At 69.4% G+C, this 13,629-nt stretch carries 11 protein-coding genes and 2 pseudogenes; 2 read left to right on the top strand and 11 right to left on the bottom strand.

Annotation, left to right across the window (positions count from 1 at the left end; all coding sequences use genetic code 11):
* Positions 1 to 6: 6 nt before the first annotated feature.
* The 9 genes and pseudogenes from AC3WVS_RS10620 to imuA form a co-directional block, all read right to left on the bottom strand.
* Complete coding sequence (locus AC3WVS_RS10620) at positions 7 to 159, bottom strand: hypothetical protein (RefSeq protein ID WP_492318595.1); 153 nt, start codon at positions 157 to 159, stop codon at positions 7 to 9.
* Positions 159 to 618: pseudogene (locus tag AC3WVS_RS10625) on the bottom strand (CoA-transferase); the annotation flags it as partial. The gene AC3WVS_RS10620 and the pseudogene AC3WVS_RS10625, both read right to left, overlap by 1 nt.
* A gap of 3 nt (positions 619 to 621) precedes the next feature.
* Positions 622 to 930 (bottom strand): annotated as a pseudogene (locus tag AC3WVS_RS10630) (3-oxoacid CoA-transferase subunit A); the annotation flags it as partial.
* Between the two features lie 22 nt (positions 931 to 952).
* The gene (locus tag AC3WVS_RS10635) at positions 953 to 1,972 is read right to left on the bottom strand and encodes a tripartite tricarboxylate transporter substrate binding protein (RefSeq protein ID WP_492318596.1); all 1,020 of its coding nucleotides are present in this window, start codon (positions 1,970 to 1,972) and stop codon (positions 953 to 955) included.
* A 352-nt stretch (positions 1,973 to 2,324) separates the two neighbouring features.
* Entirely contained in the window at positions 2,325 to 2,978 is a 654-nt protein-coding gene (locus AC3WVS_RS10640; RefSeq protein ID WP_492318597.1) for a hypothetical protein, read from the bottom strand.
* An 11-nt stretch (positions 2,979 to 2,989) separates the two neighbouring features.
* Positions 2,990 to 3,943: a 5'/3'-nucleotidase SurE gene (locus AC3WVS_RS10645; RefSeq protein ID WP_492318598.1), complete on the bottom strand. Its 954-nt coding sequence runs from the start codon at positions 3,941 to 3,943 to the stop codon at positions 2,990 to 2,992.
* Positions 3,944 to 4,229: 286 nt separating this feature from the next.
* The gene (locus AC3WVS_RS10650; RefSeq protein ID WP_492318599.1) at positions 4,230 to 7,640 is read right to left on the bottom strand and encodes an error-prone DNA polymerase; all 3,411 of its coding nucleotides are present in this window, start codon (positions 7,638 to 7,640) and stop codon (positions 4,230 to 4,232) included.
* Positions 7,637 to 9,208 carry a Y-family DNA polymerase gene (locus tag AC3WVS_RS10655; protein WP_492318600.1) on the bottom strand — a complete coding sequence of 524 codons (1,572 nt, stop codon included), beginning with the start codon at positions 9,206 to 9,208 and terminating at the stop codon, positions 7,637 to 7,639. Before AC3WVS_RS10655 ends, AC3WVS_RS10650 begins: the two co-directional genes overlap by 4 nt.
* Positions 9,141 to 10,010 (bottom strand): translesion DNA synthesis-associated protein ImuA, encoded by an 870-nt coding sequence (gene imuA, locus AC3WVS_RS10660; protein WP_492318601.1) that lies wholly within the window; start codon positions 10,008 to 10,010, stop codon positions 9,141 to 9,143. Before imuA ends, AC3WVS_RS10655 begins: the two co-directional genes overlap by 68 nt.
* Positions 10,011 to 10,382: 372 nt before the next feature.
* Between imuA and AC3WVS_RS10665 the strand changes: the two genes are divergently transcribed.
* Both AC3WVS_RS10665 and AC3WVS_RS10670 read left to right on the top strand, forming a co-directional pair.
* Entirely contained in the window at positions 10,383 to 10,643 is a 261-nt protein-coding gene (locus tag AC3WVS_RS10665) for a helix-turn-helix domain-containing protein (protein ID WP_010809785.1), read from the top strand.
* Entirely contained in the window at positions 10,640 to 11,959 is a 1,320-nt protein-coding gene (locus tag AC3WVS_RS10670) for a type II toxin-antitoxin system HipA family toxin (protein WP_492318602.1), read from the top strand. Before AC3WVS_RS10665 ends, AC3WVS_RS10670 begins: the two co-directional genes overlap by 4 nt.
* A gap of 19 nt (positions 11,960 to 11,978) precedes the next feature.
* Here AC3WVS_RS10670 and AC3WVS_RS10675 read toward each other — a convergent pair whose 3' ends face one another.
* Together AC3WVS_RS10675 and pedF are read right to left on the bottom strand one after the other, a co-directional pair.
* Positions 11,979 to 12,890, bottom strand: a complete 912-nt coding sequence (locus AC3WVS_RS10675; protein WP_492318603.1) for a substrate-binding periplasmic protein — start codon at positions 12,888 to 12,890, stop codon at positions 11,979 to 11,981.
* Positions 12,891 to 12,972: 82 nt separating this feature from the next.
* Positions 12,973 to 13,452: a cytochrome c-550 PedF gene (gene pedF / locus AC3WVS_RS10680; RefSeq protein WP_492318604.1), complete on the bottom strand. Its 480-nt coding sequence runs from the start codon at positions 13,450 to 13,452 to the stop codon at positions 12,973 to 12,975.
* Positions 13,453 to 13,629 lie beyond the last annotated feature (177 nt).

Here is a 13,629-nt window from a genome sequence, read left to right on the forward strand (position 1 = left end):
CGCCGCTCAGTCGCGATACGCCCGCAAGTCGACCATGCAGCCAGCATCGTCCGCAATCAGGCGGAACGCGGCAGGCTGGTAGTCGGCATCGATGGCCAGCAACCCTGTGACGCAGGCAAGCAGCGTGCCGCAGGTCGTCCGGATCCATGCGTATGACACTAGCGCAACACCCGGCATTGCGGCTTCAGCATGAGCGGCGCCGCGCTCAGTGCCGCCGCCGTTTCGAATGACACGCCTTCGGCCAGGCCGGTGACCAGCAGCCCGCCGCCAGGCTGCACGTCGATCACCGCCAGGTCCGTGTAGATGCGGTCCACCACGCCAAGGCCGGTAACGGAATAGCTGCAGCGCTCCACGAGCTTGGGTTGGCCGTCGCGGGTGACATGCTCCATCATCACGAACAGCCTGGCCGCTCCCGCCACCAGGTCCATGGCGCCACCCACGGCGGGAATCGCGTCGGGCCCGCCGGTCGACCAGTTGGCCCAGGTCGCCCGTGGCGGAGACCTGGAAGCCACCCAGCACGGTGATGTCGAGATGCCCGCCGCGCATCATCGCGAAGGACATTGCATGGTCGGAGATGGAAGCGCCCGCCAGCAACGCGACCGGCTCCTTGCTGGCATTATCGAAGATGCCTGGCGTCATCACCTGCTCTGGCGCCAGCGTGCCCAGCGGCACGATCTCATCGACCTGGACGATGGTGTGTCGGGCTGCAGTGCACATCACCGGCCCGAAGTTGCGGCCCGCATAGCGGTAGTCGAGGTTGCCCCAGCGATCCGCCCGATGCGCCTTGACCAGCGCGAAATCGCCGCGCAAGGGTTGCTCCAGCACATAACCCCTGCCATCGATCTCGCGCGTTTCCTTGCCCTCAGCCAGGGCCGTGCCATACGCGGTCGGCGTAAAGAACGGCCCCAGTCCGGCGCCGGCGGCGTGCATGCCCCGGCCGGCCGGTCTTGGTTCATTGCTGCGGAATGCCGGTGTCCTTGACCACGCGCGCCCAGCGCTCGCGCTCGCTGTTGATGAAGGTGCCGAAGTGAGCGGGCGTATCGCCGCCTGGGATACCCCCTAGCTCCGCCAGCCTTGCCTTGATGTCGGGCTCGTCCAGGATGCCGGCGACGGTCTTCTGCAGCCGGTCAATCACCTCCCGTGGCGTGCCGGCCGGCGCCACCAGGCCGAACCATGCCGTCACCTGGAAGTCGTTCACGCCAGCTTCCTTCATGGTAGGCACATCAGGCAGCTCGGGCACCCGGCTGGCGCTGGTCACCGCCAGCGCGCGCAGCTTGCCCGACCGGATATGCGGCAGCGAGCTGGGGAGATTGTCCACCATCATGGTGACCTGTCCCGCGACCAGGTCGGCCACGGCCGGTGCCGCACCCTTGTAAGGAACGTGGATGAGATCAGTGCCGGTGCGCTTGCGGAACAGCTCGCCGGAAAGGTGGACCGACTGGCCGGTGCCCGAGGAGGCAAAGGAATACTTGCCGGGCTGCGCCTTGGCCAGCGCGACCAGTTCGGCCACGGTTCGGGCCGGCACGCTGGCATTGACGACCAGGACATTGGGTACCGACACCACCATGGTAATTGGCGCAAAGTCCTCGGCGCGGTAGGGCAGTTGCCGGTACAGGCTGTAGTTGATGGCATTGGGCCCGATATTGCCCATCATCAGGGTGTAGCCATCGGCGGCAGACTGCCTGAGCGCCTGGGCGCCAATGATGCCGCCTCCGCCGGCGCGGTTTTCCACCACCACCGGCTGGCCAAGCAACTCGCCCATGCGCTTGCCGACCAGGCGCGACGCGATATCCGTTGTACCACCCGCGGCCGCCGGCACGATCAGCCGGATCGGCTTGTCGGGATATGCCGCCAGCGCTGTGCCTGGGGCCACCACGACGGCAACGCCAACCACCCCCGCCATCCCGGTCGCCGCTAGTGCCAGCCTGGCGCGCGCCAGCCACCGCCCATCGAAAGCCTGCTTCATCGTCATCTCCTTTTACGGTCGCGCCATGTTCCTGGGATGTGGTTCCAGCGCTGCGTCAATGACGATAAATCGCCCGTCAGGGCACGTGAATTCACAATTCGCAAAAGAAGGCTTCTGCCTGACGGAACCCATGCGTACGCTGTGGCACCGCTATCGGCGGCTATCGACCTTTTCGAGAAAAATCCGGGCTGTGCATTAACTTTTCTCCGAGTTTTGACGCCGGTTTCCGGCATCAATACCGCGGTTTCCGCAGCAGCTCACGGATTTTTCCAGGCGAGCGCATTCGCACCCGATTGCAGGCGGCAATGCGCTTCACAAGCATCGTGTCGTCCCTGTTTCACGCGCCAGGCTGCGCCGCTCAGTCGCGATACGCCCACAAGTCGACCACGCGGCCACCGTCGTCCGCCATCAGGCGGAACGCGGCGGGCTGATAGTCGGTGTCGATGGCCAGCACGCCGGTGGCGCTGGCCGGCAGCGTGCCGCAGGCCGACGTGGACAGCTTGAGGCTCAGCGAATTCGGCATGGCATGCGTGGCGAGCGTTCCCGATAGCTGGCATGCAGACGCGCCGGGCGCGATCTTGCCTTCTGCCGTGACGGTGAAGCTTGCGCTGGCACCCGAGGGCAGCACCGCGGTGTAAGCGCCAGCCACGTTGCCGGGCTCTACCTTCGCCGAGGGCACGGCAGCCTGGCTCAGCAGCTTGACGCTGGCCGCGGCGTCCGCGCCCGGTGCGGCGACCCAGCTGCCGTTCTTGTCGCGGCGGTAGATGGTGGTGGCCTTGTCTTCGGCATCGGCCAGGGCCAGGTAGCGGCTGCCGTCCGTGCCGGCGTAGTACTTGCCGACGGTCGGGTTGTCGGCGTCGCCCACGCTGACAACGTAGGCGCCCGGATCGAGGTCCGTGACGGACACGCTCGCGGTGGCGGGCGGCGTGGTGTTGTCGGACGCGTCGTTGCCGCCGCAACCGGCGAGCCCCAGCACGGCTGCCAGGGGGAACAGGGAAATGAGGCGTTTCATCGGGACCTGCCTCACTGGCCGAACAGTTCACCCAGGCGCAGGCGCAGCCATTGCTGGCCGGCGGGGCGCTGGTCGAAGCCGATCTGCATGGCGGTGACGGCCGTCCTGGTCTTGTAGACGACGGACTCGTCCTCGGCCTGCGCGGTGGTCGGCGTGCCGCTGCCGGCGCCGATGCCGAGCCCGTACGGCGCGGTGCCGTTGAACTTCAGCGCATAGGCGTCGAAGGTGCCATGCCGCGAGAACGCGAACGGCGTGGCGGCCGTCGGCGCGTTCGGGAAGTTGACATTCAGCGCCAGCCCCGCCGGCAGCAGCGGACCACCGTTGGTCTTGGCACGCAGCGTGTTGATGAGCTTGATGGTCAGTTGCGCCACCACGCCCGACACCGGGCTCGCCAGGCCGGCGTTGTCGACCGAGTCGGTGCCGGCGCTCAGCGCGATCGACGGAATGCCGCGCGCCGCGCCGAACTGCGCGTTGCTGACGGTGCCCGAGCTGTTGACGATGCGGCCCACGTTCTGCCCTTCGTTGGGCCCGGACAGCACCAGGTCCGGCGCCTTGCCCCAGCGCGCGGGGGCCAGCACGTCGAGCCCGTACATGGTCGCCATCACCGGCGTGCCGTGAGCGTAGTGGTAATCGCCGTTGGCATAGCCCGGCTTGGTGAAAGGCCCCACCGCCGGCTCGCCGGTGGCCGCCGCGCCGTTGTGGCAGCCGCCTTCGGCCTCGACCTGGGTCTTGTCGTTGTCGGGCACGATGACCGTGGTGCTGTACATCACGATGCCGGCGCCGCGGCCACTCTGGCCGGTGCAGGGCACGCTGACGATGACGTTGTGGCCGGCGCCCTTGAGGGCGTCGTACAGCGCCTTCAGGTTGCTGGTCAGGCCATCGTCGTTGGTCAGCAGGATGTTCAGGGCGAAGGCAGGGCTCGCCGTGGCGGCCAGCAAGGCCGCGGCGATCAGTCGGGTTTTCATGGCGGTGGTGTCGAGGCGGTTCAGGAGTGCGGGCAAGGCGCGCCCACGGTGCAGACAAGGCAATTCCGGGCAGCCCGATCAGGCTGGCTGGCGCACGCGCCGGCAGCGCCAGGTGTGGGGGGCGCGGGCCGGGCGCAGCGCCCTGTGGTGTCCGGTAGTGGACGGACGCTACGTTACCTGCGCTTCGTTACAGTTGCGTGAACAACAAAGCGGTGCCTGGCGATGAATCAGGCGTGCAAGTAAACCGCTCTACGCACAGGCATGACCTGGCTTCTGGCCGTGCGTCTCAATGAAAATCCCGGCTCCCCACCATCAACCGCCCCAGCATCGGACTTAAATCCACCAGCTCCTTGGCCACCAGGTGGCGCACGTCGCCCTGGCGCTGCCAGGTGCCGACCACGCCCAGCAGCGTGGCGCCCAGCACCTCCTTGCGCTGGCGCTCGACCAGGTCGGGCCACAGGATCAGGTTGACGGAGCCGGTCTCGTCCTCGATGGTGGCGAAGATGGTGCCGCTGGCGGTGGATGGGCGCTGGCGCACGGTGACGATGCCGCAGGCGCGCACGCGGCGGCCGTTGGCGCAGCGCGCGAGCTGGCTGGCGGTGGCAAAGCGCATCGCCGCCAGCTTGTGCCGCAGCAGCGCCAGCGGGTGCGACTTGAGCGACAGGCCCAGGCTGGCATAGTCCGCCGTCACGTCTTCGCCGAGCCGGGGCGCGGGCAGCGCCAGCGCGGCTTCGGCGGGCGGCGCTTCGTACAGCAGGTCGCGGTGCGCGGCATGCGCGGCGGCGGCGCGGGCCTGCCAGCGGGCCTGGCGGCGGTTGCCGGCCAGCGGCGCCAGTGCGTCGGCGGCGGCCAGCACGTCGATGTCGTGCCGGTCCAGGCTGGCGCGCAGTGCCAGGTCTTCGACGCTGTCGAACGGACGCTGGGCGCGCGCGGCCTCGATGCGCAGCGCGGCCGCTTCGCGCATGCCCTTGACGCGGCCCAGGCCCAGGCGCACGCGCGGATGCTGCGGCCTGGTGCGGGCCTGCGCGTCGGCGACATCGGCCTCCACCGGCTCCAGCGTGCTGTCCCAGCGGCTGATGGTGACATCCACCGGCAGCACCTGCACGCCATTGCGGCTGGCGTCCTGCACCAGTTGCGACGGTGAATAGAACCCCATCGGCTGGCTGTTCAGCAGCGCGCACAGGAAGGCGGCCGGATGATGGCACTTGAGCCAGGCGCTGATATAGACCAGCTTGGCGAAGCTGGCGGCGTGGCTCTCGGGGAAGCCATACTCGCCAAACCCCTCGATCTGCTTGCAGATCGCCAGCGCGAAGGATTCCGGGTAGCCGTTGCCGGTCAGCGCGCGCACCAGCGCATCCTGGTGCTGGCGCAGGTCGCCGCGCCGCCGCCACGCCGCCATCGACCGGCGCAGCTGGTCGGCCTGCCCCGGTGAAAAGCCAGCCGCGTCGATGGCCAGCTGCATCACCTGCTCCTGGAAGATGGGCACACCCAGCGTGCGGCCCAGGACATTCTCGATCACCTTGTTGAAATAGGCCGGCGGCTGCTGCGTGCGGCGGAAGGCCTCGCGCCGTTTCAGGTAGGGATGCACCATGCCGCCCTGGATCGGGCCGGGCCGCACGATGGCGACCTCCACCACCAGGTCGTAGTACTGGCGCGGCTGCAGCCGCGGCAGCATCGATTGCTGCGCGCGCGATTCGATCTGGAATACGCCGATGGTCTCGGCCTTGCAGATCATGTCGTAGGTGTCCGGGTCTTCCTTGGGGATGTCTTCCATCCGCGTCGGCAATGCAGCGCGCGCCAGGTCCGGGTTGGGGATCATCTCCAGCGCGCGCCGGATCGCCGACAGCATGCCCAGCGCCAGCACATCGACCTTGAGCAGGCCCAGCGACTCCAGGTCGTCCTTGTCCCACTGGATCACGCTGCGGTCGGCCATGGCCGCGTTCTCGATCGGCACCAGCCGCGACAGCTTGTGCTGCGCGATCACGAAACCGCCCACATGCTGCGACAGGTGGCGCGGAAAGCCGCGCAGCTGCGCGGTCAGGCTGGCCCACTGCTGCACCGCCGGCGATTCGGGATCGAGCCCGTAGCGGGCGATCTTCTCGACAAAGCCGCGGCCGCCGTCCCACCAGGCCTGGCCCTTGACCACCTGCTCCACCACGCTGGCGTCGATGCCCAGCGCGCGGCCCACGTCGCGCAATGCGCTGCGCGAGCGGTAGGTGATCAGCGACGCCGCCAGCGCGGCGCGGTGGCGGCCGTATTTCCTGTAGATGTACTGGATCACCTCTTCGCGCCGCTGGTGCTCGAAGTCCACGTCGATATCGGGCGGCTCATCGCGCTCGCGCGACAGGAAGCGGCCGAACAGCAGGTTGGCCTGCTCGGGGCTGACCTCGGTCACATACAGGCAGAAGCACACCAGTGAATTGGCGGCCGAGCCGCGGCCCTGGCACAGGATGCCCTCCCCGCGCGCAAAGCGCACGATGTCGTGCACGGTCAGGAAGAAGGGTTCGTAATGTTTTTCTTCGATCAGCTGCAGTTCTTCTTCGAGCTGTTTCTCCCACTCCGGCTTCAGGCCGTTGGGAAAGCGCTCATGCTTGCCGCGCGTGACCTCCTTGCGCAGGTAGGAGATCGGCGTCTCGCCGGCCGGCACCAGTTCCTCGGGATATTCATAGCGCAGCATCCCCAGCGAGAAATCGCAGGACTCGGCAATCTTCAGCGTCTGCGCCAGCGCCTCGCGCGGGTACAGGCGCGACAGCACCTGGCGCATGCGCAGGTGCTGCTCGGCATTGGGCGCCAGCGCCATGCCGCATTCGGCCAGCGGCTGGCCCAGCCGGATCGCGGCCAGCACATCGGACAGCGGCTTGCGCGAACGCACGTGCATGGTGACCGCGCCGGCCGCCGCCAGCGGCACGCCGGTCTGGGCCGATACCGCTTCCAGGCGCGCGCGGTGCAGCGCGTCGGCATGGCCCTGCAGCTGCTCCAGCGCAATCCAGGCACGTTCGCCGAAGACCGCGCGGCACCACTCGGCCTGCTCGCGCAGCAGTTCAGGATCGGCGCAATAGTCGGGCAGCAGCAGCGCCACGCAGCCGGGCATGCCGCGCAGGTGCGCTTCGTCGGCGGCGGGCGCGGCCAGGTCCTCGGGATGCAGCCGGTAGGTGCCCTTCTGCGCGCGCCGCCGGCCCAGCGTGATCAGCTCGCTCAGGTTGCCAAAGCCCTCGCGGTGCTGGGCGATCAGCACCAGCCGCAGCGGCGCGCGCTCCGAGCCATCGGCCGGGGTCAGGCTGAAGCGGCTGCCGATCAGCAGCGAGAAGGCATCGGCGGCGCGGGCCAGCGCCTGCAGCCGCTGGTGGCGGCTGGCGTGGGCATGGGGATCGTCAGCGCCGGCGTCAGGCTCTTCGTCATGGTCCAGCAGCGGCTCATCCACGCTCTCTTCGCCGCGTGCGGCGCTGCGCGCCACCGCGTCGTGCAGGCGCTTGCGCAGGGTCTCGATGGCATCGTGCGCGCGCGCGGTGCCGGCCACCGAGCATTCATCGGTCAGCGCCAGCCCGCTGTAGCCCAGGCCGAAGGCGCGCTCGATCAGCTCGCCCGGGTGCGAGGCGCCGGTCAGGAAGGTGAAGTTGGAGATGCAGTGCAGCTCCACGTAATCCGGCAGCGCCGGCAGCAAACCCGGCAGCGAGGCAGGCAAGGACAGCGCGCTCATGCGAACAACCCATGCAGGAACCAGCGGTACTCGCCGCCCTCGTCCTGCGCCGCATGGCCCGGACGTTCGCGAAAGATCCAGCAGCGCAGGCCGTCGGCGCGCTCGGCGATAAAGTAGTCGCGCGTGGCCAGCGCGCCGTCCCACCAGCCGGCCTCGATGCGCTCAGGGCGGCTCAGCAGCGCCAGCGGGCCGCCGTGGCAGGGCCGGTGGCGCTGCACCGGCAGCGGCAGCGGTTGCGGCAGCAGCCACAGCGGGCGCTCCGGCTGCGGGCCCGGCAGGCTGGCGGCCTTGTTGCCGCCGGGTTCGTCGACCGGGCACCAGCGGTTGGCGCGCTCGGGCCGGTGGTCGGCCAGCGGCCGCGGCTGCAGCACGTTGTCGCGGCCCAGCCGCGCCATCAGCGTATCGAGCAGGCGGCCCAGGTCTTCCGGCGTGCCGCCGGGCTCGGGGAACAGCGCATCGCTTTGCGGCACGCATGCGGCCATCGCCTCAACGCGCAGCGCCAGGCCGGTCACGGGGGCGTGGAAGTTGAGCTTGTCGAGCTTCTCGCGCAGCAGCCGCGACAGGTGCGCGGGATCGCGGCTGGGCTGGGCCAGGCCCACCGGCACCTCGGTGCCGTCGGTGTCCACGCCGCGCCGGTAGCGCTCATGCTCCAGCACCAGCACGCAGCGCGTGACGCCGGCCTGCTGCACTGCCAGCCAGCCGGCCAGCGCCAGCAGCAGGCGCTGCGCGCCGGCCAGCACGCCCTCGGCGGATTCGATGCGGCCCGGCAGGTCCATGCGCTGCGCAAACGCGGGCGGCGCCACAAACCAGACGAAGCGCGCCGGCGCCTCGCCATAGGCCTGGTCCAGCCGCGCCAGCAGCGCCGGGCCCAGCCGGCGCGTCAGGCCCGCGCGCGGCAGGCGCCGCACCTCGCCCAGGGTGCGGCAGCCGATGCCGTCCAGCCAGGCCGGATCGGCCAGCGTGTGCAGCGCCTCCACCGGCAGGCGGTCCAGCAGCCGGTGCAGGCGCGCCATGCCCACCGCGCGGCGCCCGGGCCGCACCACGCCGCGCCGCGTGCGCCGCAGTGGCTGGCGCGCCAGCCACGCGGCGCCGTGCGCGGTCGGGCCTGAGCCCACCTGGGCAAAGGTGCCAAGCTGGCGCACGCAGGCACGCACCGCGCGGCACAGCGCGCGGTGGCCGCCAAACAGGCGCAGGCTGGCGGTGACGTCCAGCATCACCGTGGCCGACTCCGGTTCCTCGTCGACGGACACGCCCGGCGTGAAATGCAGCAGCGCCAGCGCCACCGCCTCCATCAACGATGCTTCCGCGGCGAGGTCGCGCTCCAGTTGCACGATGTCGGCCGACCGCGCCTGCACGCCGCCGCGGCGCATGCCGTAGCGCACGCCGAGCTGCATCGCCGGGCCGTTGGCCAGCACCACCTGCTCGCGCGCCATCACCGCCACCGGCAGCGCATGGTGCAGCGTGGCGGTGGCGGCAGACGCGCTCACGGCGGGCGCCAGCTCAGGCCAGTTGGGCTGCAGGGCGTCCAGGGGCAGGCGCGGCAGGTGCACCGCGATCCAGTACGGCATCGGAAGAAGATGGAGAAGACGATTCAGACAAGGCAGGCGCACCTGCCGGGACAGGCCAGGCGGCTGCGCGCGTGGCCGCCGCCATCCCGTCCAGGCGCAGCAGCAGCGGCGTGTCCCGCACCGGCCCGCGCCGCTTGTGGAAGGTGATCGACAGCACATTGCCGGGCAGCGGCGCCAGCAGCAGCCGCAGCACCGCCGGCGACGACTCGCGCAGCGCCGTGGCCGGACGCAGCGCCCATGCCACCGCGTCGCCGGCCTGCGCCAGCACCTGCAGACGGCGCAGCGCCTCGGGGCGGGCCGCGGGCAGCCAGACCAGCACGCCGCCAAAGGCCTGGCTGCGCAGCACCTGCTCGGCCGCCCACAGCATGTCGGCCTGTTGCGCGGCCTTGCCGGCGCCGGCCGGGGGGCGCATCCAGTAGAGCTGGCGCGCCGGCAGGCCGGCCGCGGCCAGCCCCATCGCATTGGGCAGGTAAGGCGGCGCCACCAGCGCAATACGGCGCCCGGCCCCGGCCAGCGCGCGCAGCGCCGGCAGCAGCAGGCGCAGCTCGCCCGCTCCACCCTGCGCCGTCAGCAGCTCCGTCAGCCCGCCCGCCGGCCAGCCGCCGCCGGGCAGCTCGGCCGACAGCGCGTCATATCCGGTCGGGCATACCGCCGCACCGCCGGCACGGCCCAGCTGGCCGGCCCGCCACAGCCCGGGATAGCGCTGCTCGAGCGCCGACAGCGCCTGCTGGCGCGAGGCCGGGGCAGACGGGGCAGGCTCCGGGGGCGCCGGCGCTGGGAAAAGAAGGCCCTCCGCCGTCATGGGCGGGGCTGCGTGCGATTGCGCAGTCATGTGGAGTTGGTGTCGCTCGCCGGGGAGGGCGAGGAACTAGTAGGTTTACGATAACTGTATATTTATACAGTATCTGGTGCCAGCGCAAGGGGTAGCGGCAAGGGGTGGCTTGGGGGACCCCGGGGAAGTGAGACGGGCGGGCGGCGGCCGTCTTCATTTGCTCCACCCGGTTTCATGCCGGGCGGCGGTTCGCAATAGAAAATAATTCGATAGTATTATTTTCTAGAGATATAGCTACTATCGAATGATACACACCTGGATATCGGCGCGCCGATGTATCATACTAGAACATGCATACATCAGTGAAATAATGCTATGTCATTAGTTTCTCAGTGCCGCGACATGCGGGAAGCCAGAGGCAAGACCCTGACCGAGATCGGGCGGGTGCTGGGCATGGCAAGCCAGAACCTGTCGGCGATCCTGCTGGGGAAGAAGGACAGCCGCGCATCCACCCTCGAAGCCCTGGCGGCCGCCCTGGACGCGGAATGGGTCCTGGTGCCCAACGAGCGGGCACAGGAAGTCAGGCAAGTCCTGGAAGGCAAAGGCAGCGGGCCCGACCGCAGTGCCCGCAGCGCAGTCGACATCTTCCTGGACCAGGAATGAGCTACGAACTGCATCCGCGCTTTCTTGAGGTCCGGCTCTACGACCAGCTATGCGGCTACCTGTGCGAGGCCAGCGGCAATGTCCGGTTCGTGCCATCCGAAGCCTTTCGGGGCGACACGCGCCGCCCCACGCTGAGCCTGTCGATCAGCGTCCCGACCGAGGCCGGCCGCAAGGCCACCGCCGAGGTGCTGGACAACCCCTTTCATCCTGCCGTCTACAGCACGGGCCATGAACTGCCGCCCTACTTTGCCGGCCTGCTGCCCGAGGGCGAACTGCGCAAGCGGCTCGAGGCAACGCGGAGCAATCCCGATGACAAGGACGATTTCGGCATCCTGGCATCGGCCGGCAATGATCTCCCCGGGGCCGTCGTCATCGTGCCGGCGGACATCGGCGCCTTGCCGGAGTATGCGCGGACGTATGGCGTGACCGGCGGCGCGGACAACCTGGAAATTGCCGTGGTGGAGGGCGCCACCCAGGGCGCGGCCTCGGTGTCCGGCGTGCAGAACAAGCTGGCCCTGTCGACGGTGCTGCAGGACAAGCGCTACACCCTGCCAGCCAAGGGCAGGCTGTCCGACATCATCGCCAAGCTTCCTGCCAGGAACGATGATTCGCAGGTGTTCAACGAATCGATCTCGATGCAGCTTGCGGCCGCCGCCGGCGTCCATGTCGCGCCGACCAGAGTGCTGCCAGTCTCGACCATCGAGGCCGAGGGACTGGTTGAATCTCTGGGCGAAAACCTGCACTACCTTGCGGTGGACAGGTTTGACCGCACCCCGGCCGGGCGTGTGCACGCCGAAGACGGCTGCCAGATGCTGGGCAGGATGCCAGCGAAGAAGTACGCCGGCATCGAGAGCTACATTCAGCTCGTTGCCGCCCTGTATCGCCTGAGCCCGAGCGGGGTCGAGCATGCGCGGCAGTTCTTCCTGCGCCAGGCGGTCAACACGCTGATCGGCAACAGCGATGCGCACCTGAAGAACTTCTCGGTGACCTATCACAACGGGGTCCTGCCGGAACTGTCACCGGCGTACGACATCGTCTGCGTGGCCGCGCTTCCCGGCTTTGCGACCTATGGCCAGAACGTTGCCATCGACAAGCGGCAGCGTGAAGAAACCCTGGCAACGTACGAGACCATCGCGGAGAAGGCCGGCGTCCCGCGGCGCATTGCGACCGCCGCCGTCAGGGAAGCCGTCGCGCTGGCACATGCCAACTGGCCGCGCATGCTGGACGAACTGGACGCGCCGCAGGCGATCCGCAATGTCGTTGCCGAGCGCCTGCAGACGCTGCCGCTTGCACGGGCCGGCAGGCCGGCCCGGTGAGGCGCTCGCCACCCACCCCTCACGGCGCCTGCATCGACACCCCGTACCCGGCAAAGATGCGCGCCAGCTCGCCATTGCTGCGCAGCGCGCTCAGCGCCTTTTCCAGCGCTTCGGCCAGTTCCCGCTCGTCTGCCTTGACCGCCATGCCGACGGCCCACCCGCGCCGCGGCAGCAGCGGCGCGCTGGGTTCCGTCGCGGCAAAGCGCGCCCCGGATTGCCCCGCGGCCTTGAGCCCGCTCTCGTATTGGGCGCGCGTCACCATCGCCGCCGCGATCTCGCCGGAGAACAGCGCGCGCAATGCCGCGTCGGCTTCGGGGTAGATCCTGACCTTGTCGCGCAAGGTGCCGCCCGCGCCGGACAGCAGCGCATTGGCCCCGGCCGAACCGGCTGCGGCGCCGGTCGGCTGCCCGGCCAGGTCTTCCAGGCCGCGCACCGCCGGCACGCGCTCGCGGTCCTGCACCAGCACGAAGGTCTCGCGGTAATACGGCGCGAAGATCAGCGCCTTGTCGTTCTCGCGCATGAAGGCGCGGTCGACCGGCACGTGCAGCATTACGTCGGCCGGTCCGTAACCAAGGTAATGGCCGCGCCAGACCATGGCACGCAAGTCGTCAGCCATGCTTTCATCGGCATCGAACGGCATCAGCGCCACCGACAGGCCCAGCTCCTTGCCCAGTGCCCTGGCCAGGGCCACGTCGATGCCCGCGGCCTGACTGCCCGCGATCGCGGAGAACGGCGGCAAGCCTTTGTAGACCGCCACCTTGAGGGTGCCGGTCTGGCGGATCCTGGCCAGGTCGGCCTGGGCCGGTTGCGCGCAGAAGAGGAGCGCGCCGGCAGCCAGCATGGCGCCGCACAGCCAGCGCACGGCGCCTGCCGGCGCCGCCGGCATGGGGGACACGGAATGCCTGAGGCCGCGGACAGGGCTGGCGGGCATGGGATGGCTCCTGGAAGATGCGTTGACCCGGCACTGCGGGCCGGGGCTGGACAACGTGAAGGACTGCCGGCGCAGCCGCCTCTTACTCGTGGCGCGACTCCAGGTAGGTCTTGATGGCCCACACCGCCTCCTGGCTCAGCACGCCGTCGAACGGCGGCATGTAGACGCGGCCGTCGCGCGTGCGGCCCTTGCGCACGGTGGTGGTGTAGAACTGCGAAATCTCGCTCATGCACGCCTGCTTCTTCTTTGCATCCGCCAGTGAGACGCAGTCGCCGTCAAGCTTGCGCAGGTCCGGCGCGATGCCCCCTGACACCGCTTCCAGGCCATGGCAGCGCGCGCAGTTCTGGTTATAGGCCGAGCTGCCGATGCGCAGCGCCTCCTTGTGCGCATCGCCGCTGCGGTAGGGATTGTCCGGGCGCCATTCGTCGCCCAGCTGTGGTAACGCTTTGGTATCGACGGCCTGGGGCGTGACGTCGCCATGGGCCAGCACGGAGCCGGCCGGGACGGCGGTCAGGGACGCGCAAAGCGCGAGCAAGGCAAGCAGGCGGCGCTGCGTTTTCATGGATGTCTCCTACAGTGGACGGGTCTTGGTTGTTTGCCCTGTTTCCGCAAGAGCCATACCAGCCAGCCGGACCAGGCCCGGAGGCGCCTGCAGGCAGGCTTCACCGCGCCGCCATGGTTCAGTGCAACGCAGCATCGCGGCACGGGTGTCCCGGATTGCCACACCCTGGCAAGTGTT

The sequence above is a fragment of the Cupriavidus sp. CPT47-8839-RL05A genome, from assembly GCF_058792255.1.